Consider the following 18,191-nt stretch of genomic DNA (forward strand, 5'->3'; position numbering starts at 1 on the left):
TCAGATGATGTTGGTCTCCAGCATCGGCCGGCCCGCAAGGATGCGCTCATGGCCGAGATCAGAGAGATCCAGCGTACGATAGGCGCCCTGCAGGATGTGCTCGGCAAGGCCGCGCCCCACGGCGGGCGCCTGCTGCAGGCCATGGCCCGAAAAGCCGTTGGCGAGATAAAGTCCGTCCACACCAACAGCCGGACCGATGATGGCATTGTGGTCGAGTTCGTTCATGTCGTAGGGGCCGGCCCAGGCGCGGCCTGTCTTGATCTGCTCGAAGGCGGGAATGCGGTGGGCGAGCGCCGGCCAGACCGTGTCCTCGAAGAAGGCCCAGTCGACATCCTCGACGGAGGGCGCGGTTTCGATCCACTCCTCGTCCTGTTCGGGGGTGAGCGGCGAGCAACTGGCGATGAAGAGCTGGCCCTCCGTTCCGCGCTTGCCCTCCGGACGACACCAGGATCCGGTGCGATCGATCAGCAACGGACAGTTGTCGACCTCGCCCTTGCACATGAAGGAGAAGACATAGCGCTTCATCGACCTGACCGGGATCGAGACACCGGCCGTCGCGGCGAGCTTCGCACCATGCGTGCCCGAGGCATTGACCGCCGCGCCGCAGGCGATGCGGCTGCCGTCGGCCAGCTCGACCGCGGTGAGGCGCCCGGCCTCGACCACATAGCGGGCGACCTCGCCCTGCCGATATTCAACACCGAGCGAGCGCGCCTTCTTGCGAAACGCTTGCAACACGGCCCAGCCGTCGAACCAGCCCTCGCCGCTGACGCCATAGGTGCCGCAGGCGACGTCCTCCGTGTTCATCCAGGGAAATCTGCTGCGCAGCATGGGTGCAGCATAAAGCGCAATATCAGCCCCCTCTGCCGCCTGCAGCGCCTGGTTCGCCGCCAGTACCGGCGCCCCCTCCTCGCCCGCAAGATAGAGATAGCCGCCCTCGTGAAGATCGATGACCGGGACCTCGCCATCGACGGCGAGGCGGCTGCCGATGTTGCGCAGAAAGTCGATGCCATGCAGCGAGATGCGGATGTTCACCGCGCTCGAATATTGCTGGCGGATCGACGCTGCCGACAGCGCCGATGCAGCGTAGCGATAGGTCGGGTCCTTCTCGACGACGATGATCTTGCCGGTGAAGTTCGGGGCGGCGGCGAGATGATAGGCCACGGAGGAGCCGATCGCGCCGCCTCCGCAAATGACGACATCGGCGCTTTCGGAAGACGACATGGCGGGTCCCACAGGATGAGCCGGGCAAACGCGTTGCGTCCCGGTTAGTGAACTCTACGCATGAATGGCGTGGCTGGCGAGACTTGTCGAGTCAGTTCGCTGCGGCGCACTCGCCGAGCAGCCAATCGCGAAAGGCGACGACGGCCGGGAGTTCCGCACGGGCCTCGGGATAGACCAGGTAATAGCCCTCGGAGCCGGTCACGGGGCGATCGAACGGAATGACCAGCGACCCCGAGCGCAGTTCCTCCTCGATCAGGAAGCGCGGCACGATGGCGAGGCCGAGACCGGCGACGGCCGCCTGCGAAACCATGGCGAATTGCTCGAAACGCGGCCCCATCAGCGCCCGCTGCGGCGGCAGGCCTTGCTGCTCCAGCCAGTTGGCCCAGGCGCGGGGCCGCGTCGATTGCTGGAGAAGCGAGCCGCGCAGCATGTCCGCGGGCTCCTTCAGGCCGAGACGCGCCACCAGCGAAGGGGCGGCGACGGGCACGATCTCCTCGCCCATCAGTCGATGCAGCCGCGCCCCGGCCCAGACCGGATCGCCGAAATGGATGGCGGCGTCGAGCTGTTCGCGACCGAAGTCGAAGGGCACCAGCTTCGTGGTGAAATTGATGGTGATGCCGGGATGCGCCTCGGTGAAGCGCGGCAGGCGCGGGATCAGCCAGCGGGTGCCGAAAGTCGGCAGGATCGCGAGGTTGAGCACGCCGCCGGCGCCGCGAAACGCCATGGCGGAGACCGTCGCCGCCGCCAGACGGGACAGCCCGTCGCGAATTTCAGTGGCATAGGCGCTGCCGGCCGGCGTCAGGGTGACGCGCTGGCGCACGCGCTGGAACAGGCCGACGCCCAGCACCTTCTCGAGATGCGCCACCTGCCGGCTGACCGCGCCCTGGGTCAAATTCAATTCCTCGGCCGCCCGCGTGAAACTGCCATGCCGCGCCGCCGCCTCGAAGGCAGCGAGCGCCGACAGGGAAGGGACCGAAAGCCGGCCGGGGACAAGTTCAAAATCCATGATTTTTTCTCATCAAGTCGTGAGAACATATCGGTTGCCGTGACATGGCGGAAGGGGGCATTGTTCCGGTCCTCGGGCGACCTTCCCCGAGCCCTCATCCTGAGGAGCCGCGGAGCGGCGTCTCGAAGGATGATCCAGGCGGCTCCGGAGCCTCGTGGACCATCCTTCGAGACGCGCCTGCGGCGCTCCTCAGGATGAGGGCTGTGTTTCATCGACAGCAGTGATCAGGCAGGCACATGACCTCTCCCCTCCCCAAGGACGCGCTCGCGCTGCTGAAGCGCCTCGGCGTCACCGACGCCGCCTTCGCTACGAAGGGGCTTACCGCTCATTCGCCGATCACAGCTGAGACCGTCGCGACGCTGCGCGAGACCAGCCCGGCCGAGGCCGAGGCCGCGATCGGACGGGCTCAGTCAGCCTTCCTGGCCTGGCGGAAGGTGCCCGCCCCCCGCCGCGGCGAGTTCGTGCGCCTGCTCGGCGAGGAGCTGCGCGCCGCCAAGGCCGATCTCGGCCTGCTCGTCACTCTGGAAGCCGGCAAGGTCACCTCGGAGGGCCTCGGCGAGGTCCAGGAGATGATCGACATCTGCGACTTCGCCGTCGGCCTGTCGCGCCAGCTCTACGGGCTGACGATCGCGACCGAGCGCCCGAACCATCGCATGATGGAAACCTGGCACCCGATCGGCGTCTGCGGCGTCATCTCCGCCTTCAACTTCCCGGTCGCGGTCTGGTCCTGGAACGCGGCGCTCGCCTTCGTCTGCGGCGACAGCGTCGTCTGGAAGCCTTCCGAGAAGACCCCGCTGACGGCGCTCGCGGTGCAGGCCATCGTCGAGAAGACGATGAAGCGCTTCGGCCCCGAGGCCCCCGTCGGTCTTTCGGAGATCCTGATCGGTGGCCGCGAGATCGGCGACATCCTCGTTTCGGATCACCGCGTCCCCGTCGTCTCGGCGACGGGCTCGACCCGCATGGGCAAGGAGGTCGGCCAGAAGCTCGCCGCGCGCTTCGCCCGCGCCATCCTCGAGCTCGGCGGCAACAATGCCGCGATCGTCGCTCCCTCCGCCGATCTCGACATCGCGCTGCGCGGCATCGCCTTTGCGGCGATGGGCACCGCCGGCCAGCGCTGCACCACGCTGCGCCGCCTGATCGTGCACGAGAGCGTCTATGACGCGCTCGTGCCGAAGCTCGCTAAGGTCTACGGCTCGGTGAGAATCGGCGATCCGCGCGAGGCCGGCGTGCTGGTCGGCCCGCTGGTCGACGAGGCCGCCTATCATGGCATGCAGAAGGCGCTTTCCGAGGCCAAGGCCGAGGGCGGCAAGGTCCATGGCGGCGAAAAGGTCGATGTCGGCGTGGGCGGCTTCTATGTCCGTCCGGCGCTGGTCGAGATGCCCAGCCAGTGCGGCCCGGTCGAGCGCGAGACCTTCGCGCCGATCCTCTATGTGATGAAGTACAAGTCGATCGAGGAAGCCATCGCGATGCAGAACGCGGTCGGCGCAGGGCTCTCCTCCTCGATCTTCACGCTGAACATGCGCGAGGCCGAGTTGTTCGTCTCTGACGAGGGGTCGGATTGCGGCATCGCGAACGTCAATATCGGCCCGTCCGGCGCCGAGATCGGCGGGGCCTTCGGCGGCGAGAAGGAGACCGGCGGCGGCCGCGAGGCCGGTTCCGACGCCTGGAAAGCCTATATGCGCCGCGCTACCAATACGCTGAACTACGGCACCACGCTGCCGCTGGCGCAGGGCGTCAGCTTCGACGTGGATGCGTGATTGATTGACACCGCACTCTCCGCGTCATCCCGGACGCAGCGAAGCGGAGATCCGGGATCCATCTTAGAGTGCAGAGTTCTATGATGGATCCCGGATCGGCGCCGCTTCGCGGCTTGTCCGGGATGACGCGCGGTTGAACGAGACGAGGGAAGGAACAAGACCATGGCCGAAGCCGCCCGCAGCCACAGCGCAAGCCACAAGCTGGCTGAGTTCACTTGGGACGACGCCTTCCTGCTCGACGAGCAACTGACCGAGGACGAGCGCCTGATCCGCGACACGGCCCGCGGCTATGCGCAGGAGAAGCTCGCGCCCCGCATCCACGACGCCTATCTCGACGAGAAGACCGACCGCTCGATCTTCAACGAGATGGGCGAACTCGGCCTGCTCGGCGTCACCGTCCCCGAGGAATATGGCTGCGCCGGCGCGAACTACGTCTCCTACGGGCTGGTCGCCCGCGAGGTCGAGCGGGTCGATTCCGGCTATCGCTCGATGATGTCGGTGCAGTCCTCGCTGGTGATGTACCCGATCTACGCCTATGGCGACGAGAGCCAGCGCAAGAAGTACCTGCCCAAGCTCGGCTCCGGCGAGTGGGTCGGCTGCTTCGGCCTGACCGAGCCCGATGCCGGTTCTGACCCGGCGGGCATGAAGACCCGCGCCGAGAAGGTGGCCGATGGCTACAAGCTGACCGGCTCGAAGATGTGGATCTCGAATTCGCCGATCGCCGACGTCTTCGTGGTCTGGGCGAAGTCGGCCGCGCATGACAACCAGATCCGCGGCTTCATCCTCGAAAAGGGCATGAAGGGGCTCTCCGCGCCGAAGATCGGCGGCAAGCTCTCGCTTCGCGCCTCGATCACAGGCGAGGTCGTCATGGACGGCGTCATCGTGCCGGAAGAGAACCTGTTGCCGAACGTCTCCGGCCTGAAGGGCCCGTTCGGCTGCCTCAACCGCGCCCGCTACGGCATTTCCTGGGGCGTGATGGGCGCCGCCGAGGACTGCTTCCACCGCGCCCGCCAGTACGGTCTCGACCGCAAGCAGTTCAACAAGCCGCTCGCCCAGACGCAGCTCTACCAGAAGAAGCTCGCGGATATGCTGACCGAGATCACGCTCGGCTTGCAGGGTTCGCTGCGCGTCGGCCGGCTGCTCGACGAGGGCAAGATGGCGCCGGAGATGATCAGCCTCGTCAAGCGCAACAATTGCGGCAAAGCGCTCGACATCGCCCGCCAGGCCCGCGACATGCACGGCGGCAACGGCATCTCGATCGAGTATCAGGTGATGCGCCACGCGGCGAACCTCGAGACGGTGAACACCTATGAGGGCACGCATGACGTCCACGCGCTGATCCTCGGCCGGGCCGTCACGGGCCTGCAGGCGTTCTTCTGAGACCTTCCGACACCCTCCACGTCATCCCGGGCGAGCGCAGCTCGACCCAGGATCCATGCCAGAGCATCGCCGGTCGGCGGTCAGGCATGGATCCCGGCTCTCCGCTGCGCTTCGGCCGGGATGACGGCGCGGATCTAGAGCGATGACAGCCCCCCCTCCCCTCGCCGGCCTGCGCGTCCTCGAACTCGCGCGCATCCTCGCCGGCCCCTGGATCGGCCAGCTGCTGGCCGATCTCGGCGCCGACGTCGTCAAGGTCGAGGCGCCGGAGGGCGATGACACCCGCAAATGGGGGCCGCCCTTCGTCGAGGGCGAGAACGGCGAGAACCTGTCGGCGGCCTATTTCCACTCGGCCAATCGCGGCAAGCGCTCGATCACCGCCGATTTCCGCACGGCCGAGGGCCAGGCGCTGGTGCGCAGGCTCGCCGCCCACGCCGATGTCGTGGTCGAGAACTTCAAGGTCGGGGGCCTCGTCAAATACGGCCTCGACGCCGCCTCGCTGCGCAAGGAATTCCCGCGGCTGATCTATTGCTCGGTCACCGGCTTCGGGCAGGACGGCCCCTATGCGCCGCGTGCCGGCTATGACTTCCTGGTGCAGGGCATGGGCGGGCCGATGTCGGTGACCGGCGAGCCCGAGGGCGCGCCGATGAAGGCGGGCTATGCGGTCGCCGACATCTATACCGGGCTCTACGCCTCGGTCGGCATCCTCTCGGCGCTGCGCCAGCGCGACGCGACAGGCGAAGGCGCCTATCTGGACATGGCGCTGCTCGACAGCCAGATCGCCGTTCTCGGCAACCAGGCGATGAACTATCTCGTCTCGGGCAATCCGCCGCCGCGGCTGGGCAACGCCCATCCGAATATCGTGCCCTATGACGTGTTCCCGGTCGCCGACGGGCACATCATCATCGCCACCGGCAATGACGGGCAATGGCGCAAGCTGTGCGAGGTGCTTGGCGAACCGACGCTGGCGGACGAGCCGGCCTATATCGACAACCGATCGCGGGTGAAGAACCGCGTCGCGCTGACCGAGCGTCTGCACGTGCTCTGCCAACGCTATCTCAAAGCCGACCTGCTGGCCGCGCTGGAGAAGGTCGGTGTGCCGGCCGGGCCGATCAACGATATCGGCGAGGTCTTCGCGGATCCGCAGGTCGTCGTACGCGGCGTGAAGGTCAATCTCGCGAGCGCCAGCGCCAAGGGCGGCAGCATTCCGACCGTCGGCTCGCCCATCGTCATGAACGGGGTGCGGCAGGTCTCGCCGCGCCCGAGCCCGCAGCTCGGCGAGCACGCCGACGAGATTTTGAACGATCCGGCCTGGGGAGGGCCGCAGCATGGCTAAGCGCACTGGCGGGCAGATCCTCGTCGACCAACTCCTGATCCATGGCGCGACCGACGCCTTCTGCGTGCCGGGCGAGAGCTATCTCGCTGTGCTCGACGCGCTGCACGACGCCAAGATGAAGGTCACGATCTGCCGCGCCGAGGGCGGCGCCTCCATGATGGCCGAAGCCGCCGGCAAGCTGACCGGCAAGCCCGGCATCTGCTTCGTCACGCGCGGTCCCGGCGCCACCAACGCCTCGCCGGGCGTCCATATCGCGCAGCAGGACTCGACGCCGATGATCCTGTTCGTCGGCCAGATCGACCGCTCGATGCGCGAGCGCGAGGCCTTCCAGGAGCTCGACTACCGCGCCGTCTTCGGCACCATGTGCAAATGGGCGACCGAGATCGACCAGGCCGAGCGCATCCCCGAGATCATCAGCCGCGCCTTCCATGTCGCGACCTCCGGCCGCCCCGGCCCGGTGGTGATCGCCCTGCCCGAGGACATGCTGACCGATGTCGTCGAGGCTGTGGATGCCGAACCCTATCAGGTGACGGAGACGCATCCGTCCCTGCTGCAGACCATCGACCTGCAGAAGCGGCTCTGGGCGGCGAAGAAGCCGGTCGCCATCCTCGGCGGCTCGCGCTGGAACCCGCAGGCGATCGAGCGCTTCCAGCGCTTCGCCGAACGCTTCGACCTGCCGGTCGCCGTCTCCTTCCGCCGGCAGATGCTGTTCCCGGCCGACCATCCGAACTTCGCCGGCGATCTCGGCATCGGGCCGAATCCGAAGCTGCTGGCGCGGATCAAGGAGAGCGACCTCGTCATCCTCGTCGGTGGGCGCCTCTCCGAAATGCCGAGCCAGTCCTACACCTTGTTCGGCATCCCGAATCCGGGACGGCCGCTGGTCCATGTCCATCCGGACCCGGAGGAGCTCGGGCGCGTCTACCGGCCGACGCTCGCGATCAACGCCTCGCCGACCGCCTTCTGCGCGGCGCTCGAGACCGTGCATCCGCCGCAGGAGATCCCGTGGGCCGGTGCTGCCGCCGAAGCGCATGAGGCCTATCTCGGCTGGAGCGAGCAGCCCGCCCCGGTGGCGGGCAGCTTCCATCCCGGCGAGATGGTGCGCTGGCTGCGCAACCACTTGCCCGACGACGCGATCATGTGCAATGGCGCCGGCAACTACGCGACCTGGGTGCATCGCTTCCACCGCTTCACCAAATTCGCGACGCAGCTCGCCCCGACCTCCGGCTCGATGGGCTATGGCGTGCCGGCCGCGATCGGCGCCAAGCGGATGTTCCCGGAGCGGACCGTGGTCGCCTTCGCCGGCGATGGCTGCTTCCTGATGAACGGGCAGGATTTCGCGACTGCGGTTCAATATGATCTCGCAGTCGTCGTGGTCGTAGTCGACAACGGCATGTACGGCACGATCCGCATGCATCAGGAGCGCGAATACCCCGGGCGCGTCTCGGCGACGACGCTGAAGAACCCGGACTTCGCCGCTTACGCCAAGGCTTTCGGCGGTCATGGCGAGCGCGTCGAGAAAACCGAGGAGTTCGGCCCGGCCTTCGAGCGCGCGGTCGCTTCGGGCAAGGCGTCGATCATCCATTGCCTGCTCGATCCGGAGGCGATCACCCCGGCGAAGTCGCTCTCGACGATCCGCGCCGAGGCGCTGGCGGCTCAGGCGTCACGCGGCGCCTGAACCGGCGCCGCGAAACCACATCCGACGCATCAGGCCGTCTCGCCAGACGAGCTGATGCAGCAGAGCTGCGCCAATGTGAATGAAACCGAGCACGAACAGGCCGTCGAAGGCCCGTTCGTGCAGGGCGCGCATCCATGCATAGGTCGCCTTGTCGGGCCCGATCGGATGGGGCACCACGAACCAGCCGAAATACAGGGTCGGGATCTGGATCGGTGCCGAAGAGACCATCAGCAGCCCGGTGACCGGCAGTGCTACAAGGCAGAGATAGAGCCCGGCGTGGACGACCCAGGCTGCGTATCGCTGCAGGGGACTGACACGCACGGGCGCCGGAGCGGGCAACACCAGGCGCAATGTGAGGCGAAACACCACGAAGAGCGCGACCGTCAGCCCGACGGATTTGTGCCATTGGTACAATGCGAAACGGCCGAGGAGATCGCGCGTTTCATCGCCCATAAGACGAGCGAGCCCGTATTGGAGCGCGATCAGGATAACCGTGAGCCAGTGCAGCCCGACGAGGGCCGGATGCCAGCATCGTGGCCGGCTGGCAGACCCGATCATCGCGACAGCCGCCCCTTGATCGCGATCTCGACCTGATCATCGACGACGTTGACGTCGTCCCCGATATTGAAGGCGGAACGCGGAAAGGCGGCATTGGCATGGAAGGCCAGCGGCTCGCCGCGCCGGACTCCGCCGGGGCTGCTATCGGCAACGGCGGTCGCTGTCACCGGCCGCGTGATCGCGCGGATGGTAAGTTGCCCCCGGATCGACAGGCTGCCCTCTCCGGTGCGGGTGACTGTGTCGGAGACAAAGGACGCGACGGGATAGCGGGCAGCGTCGAGCATGCTCTCGCCCTTGATGAAGGCATCGACGAGCGCCGTGCCGGTTTGCAGTGAGCCCGTATCGATTCTGATGCGGATTCGGCTCCGCTCGGGTCGGTCGAAATCCAGAGCAACGGTGCCGTCGAAACGCTGGAAGCGTCCTGTGGCAGTCGGCAATCCAAAGCGGCGCGCGACGAACTCCACCTCGGCCGCGCCCGGCTGGAATGCCCAAGGTGTCTGGGCCACCGCCGGACCGACCAGGAGCAGGCCGAGAACGAGCAGCACGACGCGCTTCATCCAGGCAGATTGCAGCGTGGAAAATGGCGCTGCAGCGGCGGAACCGCACGCACACGAAATGGTGAAGCCAGCGCCCTGCAGCCTTCCGGGCCGGCCGGCCGCAGTGCCTTAAAATATATTAACCGCGTCGGTGAACCTGCCCTGAACCTTTTGCGACCATCAGACGTTGAACTGCCAGTCAGTAGAGGACGACGGCGATGTTTGCGCGGCGCGTGGTGATGTTCGGGATGGTGGTGGCCATGGCCGTCACCGGTGCGCCTGGAGCCCAGGCGGCGAATCTGTTCGAGGAGCTGGGGCGCGCCATCTTCGGCGGCGGTCCGCGCTTCCGAGCGACGCCAATCTACGAATATGACGAGCCGGTGCACCAGCGCGCGCCGCGTCAAAAGGCGCCCGAGGCTTCGACCAAACCCAAGCCGCCGGTCGTGCAACTGGACCCGGCAACCGATCCGAACTGGTATCTGAAGGACCCGACGCTAAGGCGCGGCGACATCGTCGTCACCGCCAATGGCGTCATGGTCTATCAGGGCGGACGCGGCAGCGACGATAACCGTCGCGCCGATTTCACCGCGCTCGGCGGCGGCAAGGACGCCAAGGGCTGGAAGCACCAACTCGAGACGGCCGCCGCCGGCGGCCGCAGCTTCTTCGAGGCGGTCTCCGCCCCACCGAAGCCCGCCGTGACAGCGCAGGCCGACGTCGCGCCGAAGCCCTGAGCGTCAGGAACTCCGCCGCCAGCCGAGCTTAGCCATCAGACGAGCTTGGCGGCGACGAGCTTGCGCAGTCCGCGCAGGTCCTTGACGAAGCCGCGGATGCCCTCGGCGAGCTTCTCCGTCGCCATCGCATCCTCGTTGAGCGCGAAGCGGAACGCCTTCTCGTCGAGAACGATCTTCTTCGCCAGTTCCGAGTCCGCCTGGGGAGAGGAGGCCGGCGAGAGTTTGCGCGGCAGGTCACCGGCCGCCGCAGCCAGCTCGTCGAGGAGGCCAGGCCCAATCGTCAGGCGATCGCAGCCGGCCAGCGCCTCGATTTCGCCGGTGTTGCGGAAGGACGCGCCCATCACGACCGTCTTGATGCCGAAGGTCTTGTAGTAGGCGTAGATGCTTTTCACCGAGACGACGCCGGGATCGGTCTCAGCCGTGTACGGCCCGCCGCCGGCCTTGACGTGCCAGTCGAGGATGCGGCCAACGAAGGGCGAAATCAGGAAGGCTCCCGCATCGGCGCAGGCGACAGCCTGCGGCAGGCTGAACAGAAGCGTCAGATTGCAGTCGATGCCCTCGGCCTGCAGCACCTTGGCCGCCTGGATGCCCTCCCAGGTCGAGGCGATCTTGATCAGGATGCGCTCCTTTTCGATGCCGCGCTCCTTGTAGGCGGCGATGATGGCGCGCGCCTTCTCGATGGTGGCCTGCGTGTCGAAGGAGAGGTCGGCATCGACTTCGGTCGAGACGCGACCGGGCACGATCTTGGTCAGCTCGGCGCCGAAGGTGACGGCGAGCCTGTCGCAGACCGCATGCACGGCCTTGTCGCCACCGCCGGCCTTCTTGCCCCAGGCAATCGCTTCATCGACCAGACTGGCATAGGCGGGCGTCTCGACGGCTTTGAGGATCAGCGTCGGGTTGGTGGTGCAGTCGACGGGCTTGAGCCGGCGAACCGCTTCGATGTCGCCGGTGTCGGCGACGACCGTGGTCATCTTGCGGAGCTGGTCGAGCTTGGAGGCGGTCATGGCGGTCTCGTCGCGATCAGAGGCATTGATGGGGCGGAACGTGGGGCGCAGGCGGCGCAGGGTCAAGCCACCGAGCGACACAGTAGCTCTGCATGCTTATGCCGGCCTCCCGACATTGTCATGGCGGCCGAACCGCCTCACGATCATGACGCAACCTTCATGGATATGTCATATGCGGGGACTACCGCCAGCGCGAAGCCCGTCGGGGCACGCGCAAAGGAGAGTTTCATGCGTCACAAGGCGCCGATCGCAATCGTCACCGCCGCTCTCACCCTGGCGGCGCTTCCCGCCCTGGCGGTCGAAGGCAAGCTCGTGCTCTACACCAGCCAGCCCAACACCGACGCGCAGCAGACCATCGACGCCTTCAAGGCGAAGTATCCGAAGGTGGACATCAGCTTCGTGCGCGACGGCACGCCGCGCGTGATGGCGAAACTGCGCGCCGAATTCGAAGCCGGGGCGCCGCAGGCCGACCTGCTGCTGATCGCCGATGCGGTGACGATGGAAGGTCTGAAGAAGGAAGACCGGCTGCTGGCACATGACAAGGCCGAGACATCAGCCTATCCGGCCGGCATCCACGATCCCGCGAAGTTCTGGTTCGCCACCAAGCTGATCACCACCGGCATCGTCTACAACACCAAGGCGACGATGAAGCCGACGAGCTGGCTCGACCTGACCAAGGCCGAGGCGAAGAACCTGCTGGCGATGCCGAGCCCGCTCAATTCCGGCGCCGCGATGATCCACACGATCACGCTGACCGGCAGCCTGCCGAGCGGCTGGGGCTTCTATGAGGCCCTGCAGAAGAACGGCGCGCTCGCCGCCGGCGCCAATGGCGACATCCTGCGCCAGGTCGCCACCGGCGAGAAGCTCTACGGCATGATCGTCGACTTCATGCCGATCCGCGAGAAGGCCAAGGGCGCGCCCGTCGAGTTCGTTTTCCCGAGCGAGGGCGTCTCCGCCGTCAGCGAGCCGGTCGCGATCCTCAAGACCAGCAAGAACCCCGAGGCCGCCAAGGCCTTCGTCGACTTCCTGATCTCGAAGGAAGGCCAGGCGTTGGCCCTGAAGCAGGGCTATGTCGCGGCTCATCCCGACGTCGCGCTGCCCGCCGGCTATCCTGACCGGGCCGCGATCAAGCTGATGCCGTTCGACGCCGCCAAGGCACTGGCGGACGAAGCCGCGTCGCGCAAGCGCTTCAGCGCGATCTTCGAGTGACACTCGCCGCCCATACCGGCTGGCAGGAAAGCAGGCCTCGCCCTTCGTGGCGAGGCCTGAGCCTTCCGACCGGCCTCGGGCTGCCGGTGGTGGTGGCGGCCTGCGCGATTGTGCTCGGCGGGCTGCCCTTCCTGCGGCTGGTCGCGGCCGCCTTCGCGCCCGGATGGCAATTCGCGCCGGACGCGGCGCTGGCCGAGATCGGCAGCCGCGCTGCTATCAACGCGACGCTGCACACACTGGAGACAGCCGGCCTGTCGGCGCTCGGCGCGCTACTGATCGGCGGCACGGCCGCGATCATGCTCAGCGTCACGGATGTGCGTGGCAAGCGGCCGATCGCCTTTGCGCTCGTCTTTTCGATGATGATCGCGCCGCAGGTGGCGGCGCTTGCCTTCCTGAGCCTGTTCGCGCCGCATTCCCCGATCCTCGCTTTCATCGGCCTGGCGCCGCAACCTGGCACGCCGAACCCGCTACTCGGGCGCGGCGGCATCGCGCTGGTGATGGCGCTGCATCACGCGCCGCTGGTCGCGATCACGCTCTGGACCGGGCTGCGCAGCGTGCCGCAATCACTGGTCGAGGCCGCGCAGATGGAAGGCGCCGGCCCCGGCAGCATCGTCGCGCGCATCCTGCTGCCCGTGCTGCGGCCACAGATCATCGCGGCGGCGCTGCTCGCCTTCGTCGCGGGCGTCGGTAATTTCGGCATCCCCGCGCTGCTCGGCCTGCCGGTGAACTATCTGACGCTGCCGACGCTGATCTACCGGCGGCTGTCGAGCTTCGGCCCGGCCGGCCTGCCCGATGCCGCGGCACTGTCGATCCTGGTCGCGCTGGTGGCGGGGCTCGGCATCATCGCCGGCATGCTGGCGACGCGGCGCGCTCGCGGCAAGATCGAGATCGAGCGACCGCTGCAGCCCTTCTGGCTGCTCGGCCGGGCGCAACCCTTCGTCACGGGGGGACTGTGGCTCCTGCTCGCGATCAAGCTCGGCCTGCCCTTCCTCGCCCTGCTCGGCGAGGCGCTGACGCCGGCGCTCGGCGTGGCGCTGAGCTGGCAGAGCCTGACCTTCGACAAATTCGCCGAGGTGCTGATCCGGCAGGACGTGACGATGCGCGCTTTCCGCAACTCCTTCCTGTTCGCCGGAAGCGCCGCTCTGATCCTGGCATTTGTCTCGATCGCCTTCGCCTATGCGCTGGAGCGGCGCATGGGCAAGCTCCGGCGCGTCGTCGAGATCGTCATCGAAATGCCTTACGCTCTGCCCGGCGTCGTCCTGGCCATCGCCTGCATCCTGATGTTCCTGAAGCCGCTGCCCCTGCTCGGTTTCAGCATCTATGCGACTCCCTTCATCATCCTCTTCGCCTATCTCGCGCGTTTCCTGCCGCTGGCCCTGAAGGCGCCGCTGGCGGCGATGGCGCAAATCGAGGCGCATCACGAGGAGGCAGCAAAGCTCGACGGCGTCACGCTCTGGCAGATGCTGCGCTTCATCGTGGCGCCGATCCTGGCCCCGGCCGCGATGGTCAGCGCGCTGATGGTGTTCCTGGTCGCCTTCAACGAACTCACGGTGTCGGCGTTGCTCTGGTCGTCGGGCACCGAGACGCTCGGCGTGGTCCTGTTCTCGCTGAAGGAGGCCGGGCTCGCGGGTGAGGCGGCCGCCATCGCGATCAGCGCATCAGCCGTCATTCTCTCGGCCATGCTGATGCTGGACATGCTGGCCAAGCGGCTGCCGCAGAACGTCCTGCCCTGGCGAATCTGACGGGCCGCCCCGCTCTGGCGGCACGACGACAACTTCCCGGCACAAGATACCGTTAACCACCGCATTGCTAGAGGTTGGCGATGCGTCAGCCCGGCAACCGCCGCGTGCCGGCTGAGGCGTCTCGACCATGGCGCGCTCGCGCCCTGAGGACGGTCCCATGAATCAGCGCACAGCGGAACGGCAGCCGCTCTTCCGGCCGCAGGACAAACGCCGGGTCCTCGTCGTCGAGGATTCCAAGACCTTCTCGATCGCGCTGCGCCAGATGATCGAAGCGGAGACGGGTCTCAAGGTCACGAGTTGCGCCTGCCTGAAGGACCTCAGCAACGCCATCCTGCGCGACCAGGAAGGCTATGCGATCGCGGTCGTCGATCTAAACCTGCCCGACGCACCCGATGGCGAGGCGCTCGACTGGACGGTGAGCCACGGCATCCCGAGCATCGTCTTCACCGGCAGCTTCGACACCGCGACGCGCGCCCGCATCATGGAGCGCGAGGTCTTCGACTATGTCCTCAAGGATTCCGAGTTCGCGCTCGGCAATCTCGTCAACTCGGTCAAGCGGGCGCTGACCAATCGCGAGACGCGCATTCTCGTTGTCGACGACATGACGACGACGCGCCGGCTGCTCGGCCAGATGCTGATAAGCCAGCAATACACCGTCGTCGAAGTCGGTTCCGGCGCCGATGCGCTGGCCATGCTGGAGAAGGACCAGGAAATCCGGCTCGTCGTCTCCGACTACAACATGCCGGACATGGACGGCTACGAACTCGCCCGCCGCATCCGCCGCCGCTACCCGGCCGAGCAGGTGCGGGTCATCGGCATCTCCTCCTCGACCGACCGCACCACCTCTGCCGGCTTCCTGAAGGCCGGCGCGCACGACTTCATCGCACGCCCGTTCGTGCTGGAAGAGCTGCAGTGCCGCATCGCCTCGAATGCCGAGACGCTGCTGCGGATGCGCCAGCTTCACGACCTGGCCTGGCGCGACTACCTGACCGGGCTGTTCAACCGGCGCTATTTCTTCGAGCGGGGCCCGAAGCTGATCGCCGAGGCCCGTCGCGCCGGTCAGGCGACCTCCGTCGCGATCCTCGACATCGACCATTTCAAGCTCTTGAACGACGAACACGGCCATGATGCGGGCGACGATGCGCTGCGCATCTTCGCCGGCCATCTGGCAGAGTCGCTGCACGGGCAACCGCATCTGCTCGCCCGGCTCGGCGGCGAGGAATTCGCGCTGCTGCTGCCGGGCCTGACAGAGAGCGAAGCGGCGAGCCTTACCGACGACGTTCGCGCCGGCGTGGCGAGCCGAAGCATGTCGGTCGGCAAGCTGACGCTGGGACTGACCGTCTCGATCGGGCTTGCCGAGATGACGGCCAACGACAGCCTCGACCTGGCGCTGCGCAAGGCCGACCGGGCGCTCTATGCCGCCAAGCAGGCCGGGCGAAATCGCATTCAGGCCTGAACGGTCACCGGAGCGGGCGGCTCGCCCATCAGCAGGGCGCGGCTCGCCTTGGCCTCGCGCACCACGAAATCGACGATGGCCCGGACGCGGGCGACATCCTTCAGATCGGCATGCACGAGCAGCCAGAAGGAGCGCGTGATCGAGACTGTATCCGGCAGCACCGGCACAAGGCGCGTCTCTCCCTCCGCCATGAAATGGTGGATGACGCCGATACCGGCGCCGCCGACGACCGCGTTCATCTGGGCCAGCACGCTCGAACTCTGCACCTGCGCGCGCAGGCCCTTGGCGACCTCGTCGAGATAGTCGAGCTCGGGCGTGAAGATCAGGTCGTCGATGTAGCCGACGATGCGGTGGGCAAAGAGATCCTCCGATTTCGTCACCGGCGGCATCGAGTCGAGATAGGCTTGTGTCGCATAAAGACCGAGACGGTAGTCGCAGAGCTTGCGCGCCACGACCTTGCCCTCCTTGGGCGGGGCGAGCGTGATCGCGACATCGGCCTCGCGCTTCGACAGCGAGAGCAGGCGCGGCATCGCGATGAGCTGGAGCTCGAGGCCGGGATAGGCGCTCGCCAACTTTGCAAGACGCGGGGCAAGGAAGGTCGTGCCGAAACCGTCGGGCGCGCCGATCCTGACCGTGCCGGCCAGCGCCATGTCGGCGCCGCCGATATCGCTCTGAATGGCGAGCGCATCGGTCTCCATGTTCTCCGCCTTCGTCAGCAGGCGTTCGCCATGGGCAGTCAACGTGTAACCCTGAGGCCGGCGCTCGAACAGCTTGGCCTTGAGGGAGCCCTCGAGCGAGGTGATGCGGCGCGAGACCGTGGCGTGATCGGCGCCAAGGCGGCGCGCGGCTGCCGTCAGCCGCCCCGAGCGGGCCACAGCAAGGAAAAAGCGCAGATCGTCCCAGTCGAACCGCTCCACCGCCACGCTCCCTGATATTTGTGTTTTTGCACGACGCTTGATCTCATGTCGCTATAGCCGTGCGCAAACATGAATGGTAGGGGAGAGCCGGATTTCGAGACACCACCATTCGTAGGGGAGGACGCCATGCGTCAGGTTGGTCATTTCATCGGCGGCAAGCATGTCGCCGGCACCTCGGGCCGCACCGCCGACATCTACCAGCCGATGGACGGCACGGTGATCGGCAAGGTCGCGCTGGCCTCTGCCGCCGAACTGCGCGGCGCCGTCGAGAACGCCGCCGAGGCCCAGCCGAAATGGGCCGCCGTCAATCCGCAGCGCCGCGCCCGCGTGCTGATGAAGTTCCTCGACCTGATCGCGCAGAACAACGACGAGCTGGCCGAACTGCTCGCCCGCGAGCACGGCAAGACCATTCCCGACGCCAAGGGCGACATCCAGCGCGGTGTCGAGGTGGTCGAGTTCTCGCTCGGCGTGCCGAACCTGATGAAGGGCGAGTTCACCGACGGCGCCGGGCCGGGCATCGACATCTATTCGCTGCGCCAGCCGCTCGGCGTCTGCGCCGGTATCACGCCGTTCAACTTCCCGGCGATGATCCCGCTCTGGAAGCTCGGCCCCGCGATCGCCTGCGGCAACGCCTTCATCCTGAAGCCCTCCGAGCGCGACCCGGGCGTGCCGATGCGGCTCGCCGAGCTCTTCATCGAGGCCGGCGGCCCTCCCGGCATCCTCAATGTCGTCAACGGCGACAAGGAGGCGGTCGACGCCATCCTCGACGATCCCGACATCAAGGCCGTCGGCTTCGTCGGCTCGACCCCGATCGCCGAGTACATCTACGCCCGTGGCTGCGCTGCGGGTAAGCGCGTCCAGTGCTTCGGCGGCGCCAAGAATCACATGGTCATCATGCCCGACGCCGACATGGACCAGGCGGTCGATGCGCTGATCGGCGCCGGCTACGGCTCGGCCGGCGAACGCTGCATGGCGATCTCGGTCGCGGTTCCCGTGGGCAAGGCCACCGCCGACGAGCTGGTGAAGCGCCTTATCCCGCGTGTCGAGGGCCTCAAGGTCGGCCCGTCGACCGACGTCACCGCCGATTACGGTCCGGTCGTCACCAAGCAGGCGGAAGAGAAGATCCGCTCTTATATCGATCTCGGCCTGCAGGAAGGCGCGACGCTCGCCGTCGATGGCCGCGCCTTCAAGATGCAGGGCTACGAGAACGGCTTCTATGTCGGCGGCTGCCTCTTCGACAACGTCACCAAGGACATGCGCATCTACAAGGAGGAGATCTTCGGGCCCGTCCTGTCCGTGGTTCGCGCCGAGAGCTATGACGAGGCGCTGAAGCTCACCAACGACCACGAATACGGCAACGGCACCGCGATCTTCACCCGGGACGGCGACGCAGCGCGCGATTTCGCCTCGAAGGTGCAGGTCGGCATGGTCGGCATCAACGTGCCGATCCCGGTGCCGCTGGCCTATTACACCTTTGGCGGCTGGAAGCGCTCGTCCTTCGGCGACTTGAACCAGCATGGCCCGGATTCGATCCGCTTCTACACCAAGACCAAGACGGTGACGGCGCGCTGGCCGAGCGGTATCAAGGATGGCGCGAGCTTCGTCATCCCGACGATGAGCTGACGCAGCTCGTACCGGAGGAGGCATGAGACGGCGGCTGCGAACG

At 66.9% G+C, this 18,191-nt stretch carries 15 protein-coding genes; 9 read left to right on the forward strand and 6 right to left on the reverse strand.

The genetic code is table 11. The features are described from left to right. Together AC1RMY_RS20320 and AC1RMY_RS20325 are read right to left on the reverse strand one after the other, a co-directional pair. Complete coding sequence (locus tag AC1RMY_RS20320; RefSeq protein ID WP_492867598.1) at positions 1-1,221, reverse strand: NAD(P)/FAD-dependent oxidoreductase; 1,221 nt, start codon at positions 1,219-1,221, stop codon at positions 1-3. A gap of 91 nt (positions 1,222-1,312) precedes the next feature. Continuing rightward, positions 1,313-2,227: a LysR family transcriptional regulator gene (locus AC1RMY_RS20325; RefSeq protein ID WP_492867599.1), complete on the reverse strand. Its 915-nt coding sequence runs from the start codon at positions 2,225-2,227 to the stop codon at positions 1,313-1,315. A gap of 236 nt (positions 2,228-2,463) precedes the next feature. On the opposite strand from AC1RMY_RS20325, the gene amaB reads away from it, so the two are divergent. From amaB to AC1RMY_RS20345, 4 genes are all read left to right on the forward strand, one after another. Continuing rightward, the gene (gene amaB / locus AC1RMY_RS20330; RefSeq protein ID WP_492867601.1) at positions 2,464-3,984 is read left to right on the forward strand and encodes an L-piperidine-6-carboxylate dehydrogenase; all 1,521 of its coding nucleotides are present in this window, start codon (positions 2,464-2,466) and stop codon (positions 3,982-3,984) included. A gap of 162 nt (positions 3,985-4,146) precedes the next feature. Continuing rightward, a complete protein-coding gene (locus AC1RMY_RS20335) occupies positions 4,147-5,364 on the forward strand; it encodes an acyl-CoA dehydrogenase (protein ID WP_492867603.1) in 1,218 nt (405 codons plus the stop codon). A gap of 142 nt (positions 5,365-5,506) precedes the next feature. Continuing rightward, complete coding sequence (locus AC1RMY_RS20340) at positions 5,507-6,697, forward strand: CaiB/BaiF CoA transferase family protein (protein WP_492867605.1); 1,191 nt, start codon at positions 5,507-5,509, stop codon at positions 6,695-6,697. Then, a complete protein-coding gene (locus tag AC1RMY_RS20345) occupies positions 6,690-8,372 on the forward strand; it encodes a thiamine pyrophosphate-binding protein (protein WP_492867607.1) in 1,683 nt (560 codons plus the stop codon). The genes AC1RMY_RS20340 and AC1RMY_RS20345 overlap by 8 nt, the downstream gene beginning before the upstream one ends. Here AC1RMY_RS20345 and AC1RMY_RS20350 read toward each other — a convergent pair. Then, positions 8,358-8,930 (reverse strand): cytochrome b, encoded by a 573-nt coding sequence (locus AC1RMY_RS20350; RefSeq protein ID WP_492867609.1) that lies wholly within the window; start codon positions 8,928-8,930, stop codon positions 8,358-8,360. The genes AC1RMY_RS20345 and AC1RMY_RS20350 overlap by 15 nt on opposite strands. Continuing rightward, positions 8,927-9,487, reverse strand: a complete 561-nt coding sequence (locus AC1RMY_RS20355) for a YceI family protein (protein ID WP_492867611.1) — start codon at positions 9,485-9,487, stop codon at positions 8,927-8,929. Before AC1RMY_RS20355 ends, AC1RMY_RS20350 begins: the two co-directional genes overlap by 4 nt. A gap of 197 nt (positions 9,488-9,684) precedes the next feature. Between AC1RMY_RS20355 and AC1RMY_RS20360 the strand changes: the two genes are divergently transcribed. Beyond that, a complete protein-coding gene (locus tag AC1RMY_RS20360; RefSeq protein WP_492867612.1) occupies positions 9,685-10,197 on the forward strand; it encodes a hypothetical protein in 513 nt (170 codons plus the stop codon). 35 nt (positions 10,198-10,232) lie between these two features. Here the strand turns inward: AC1RMY_RS20360 and tal are convergent, their stop codons facing one another. Then, positions 10,233-11,201, reverse strand: a complete 969-nt coding sequence (gene tal, locus AC1RMY_RS20365) for a transaldolase (RefSeq protein WP_492867614.1) — start codon at positions 11,199-11,201, stop codon at positions 10,233-10,235. A gap of 228 nt (positions 11,202-11,429) precedes the next feature. On the opposite strand from tal, the gene AC1RMY_RS20370 reads away from it, so the two are divergent. From AC1RMY_RS20370 to AC1RMY_RS20380, 3 genes are all read left to right on the forward strand, one after another. Beyond that, a complete protein-coding gene (locus tag AC1RMY_RS20370; protein ID WP_492867615.1) occupies positions 11,430-12,410 on the forward strand; it encodes an ABC transporter substrate-binding protein in 981 nt (326 codons plus the stop codon). After that, entirely contained in the window at positions 12,407-14,152 is a 1,746-nt protein-coding gene (locus AC1RMY_RS20375; RefSeq protein WP_492867617.1) for an ABC transporter permease, read from the forward strand. Before AC1RMY_RS20370 ends, AC1RMY_RS20375 begins: the two co-directional genes overlap by 4 nt. A 157-nt stretch (positions 14,153-14,309) precedes the next feature. After that, complete coding sequence (locus AC1RMY_RS20380; protein WP_492867618.1) at positions 14,310-15,608, forward strand: GGDEF domain-containing response regulator; 1,299 nt, start codon at positions 14,310-14,312, stop codon at positions 15,606-15,608. Here AC1RMY_RS20380 and AC1RMY_RS20385 read toward each other — a convergent pair. Then, a complete protein-coding gene (locus AC1RMY_RS20385; RefSeq protein ID WP_492867620.1) occupies positions 15,599-16,525 on the reverse strand; it encodes a LysR family transcriptional regulator in 927 nt (308 codons plus the stop codon). The genes AC1RMY_RS20380 and AC1RMY_RS20385 overlap by 10 nt on opposite strands. A 126-nt stretch (positions 16,526-16,651) precedes the next feature. Here AC1RMY_RS20385 and AC1RMY_RS20390 point away from each other — a divergent pair, with 126 nt between their 5' ends. Next, on the forward strand, positions 16,652-18,148 hold the full coding sequence (locus AC1RMY_RS20390; protein ID WP_492867622.1) for a CoA-acylating methylmalonate-semialdehyde dehydrogenase: 1,497 nt from the start codon (positions 16,652-16,654) through the stop codon (positions 18,146-18,148). Positions 18,149-18,191: the final 43 nt, after the last annotated feature.

It is taken from the genome of Allobosea sp. GW822-FHT03F07 (genome assembly GCF_058801345.1).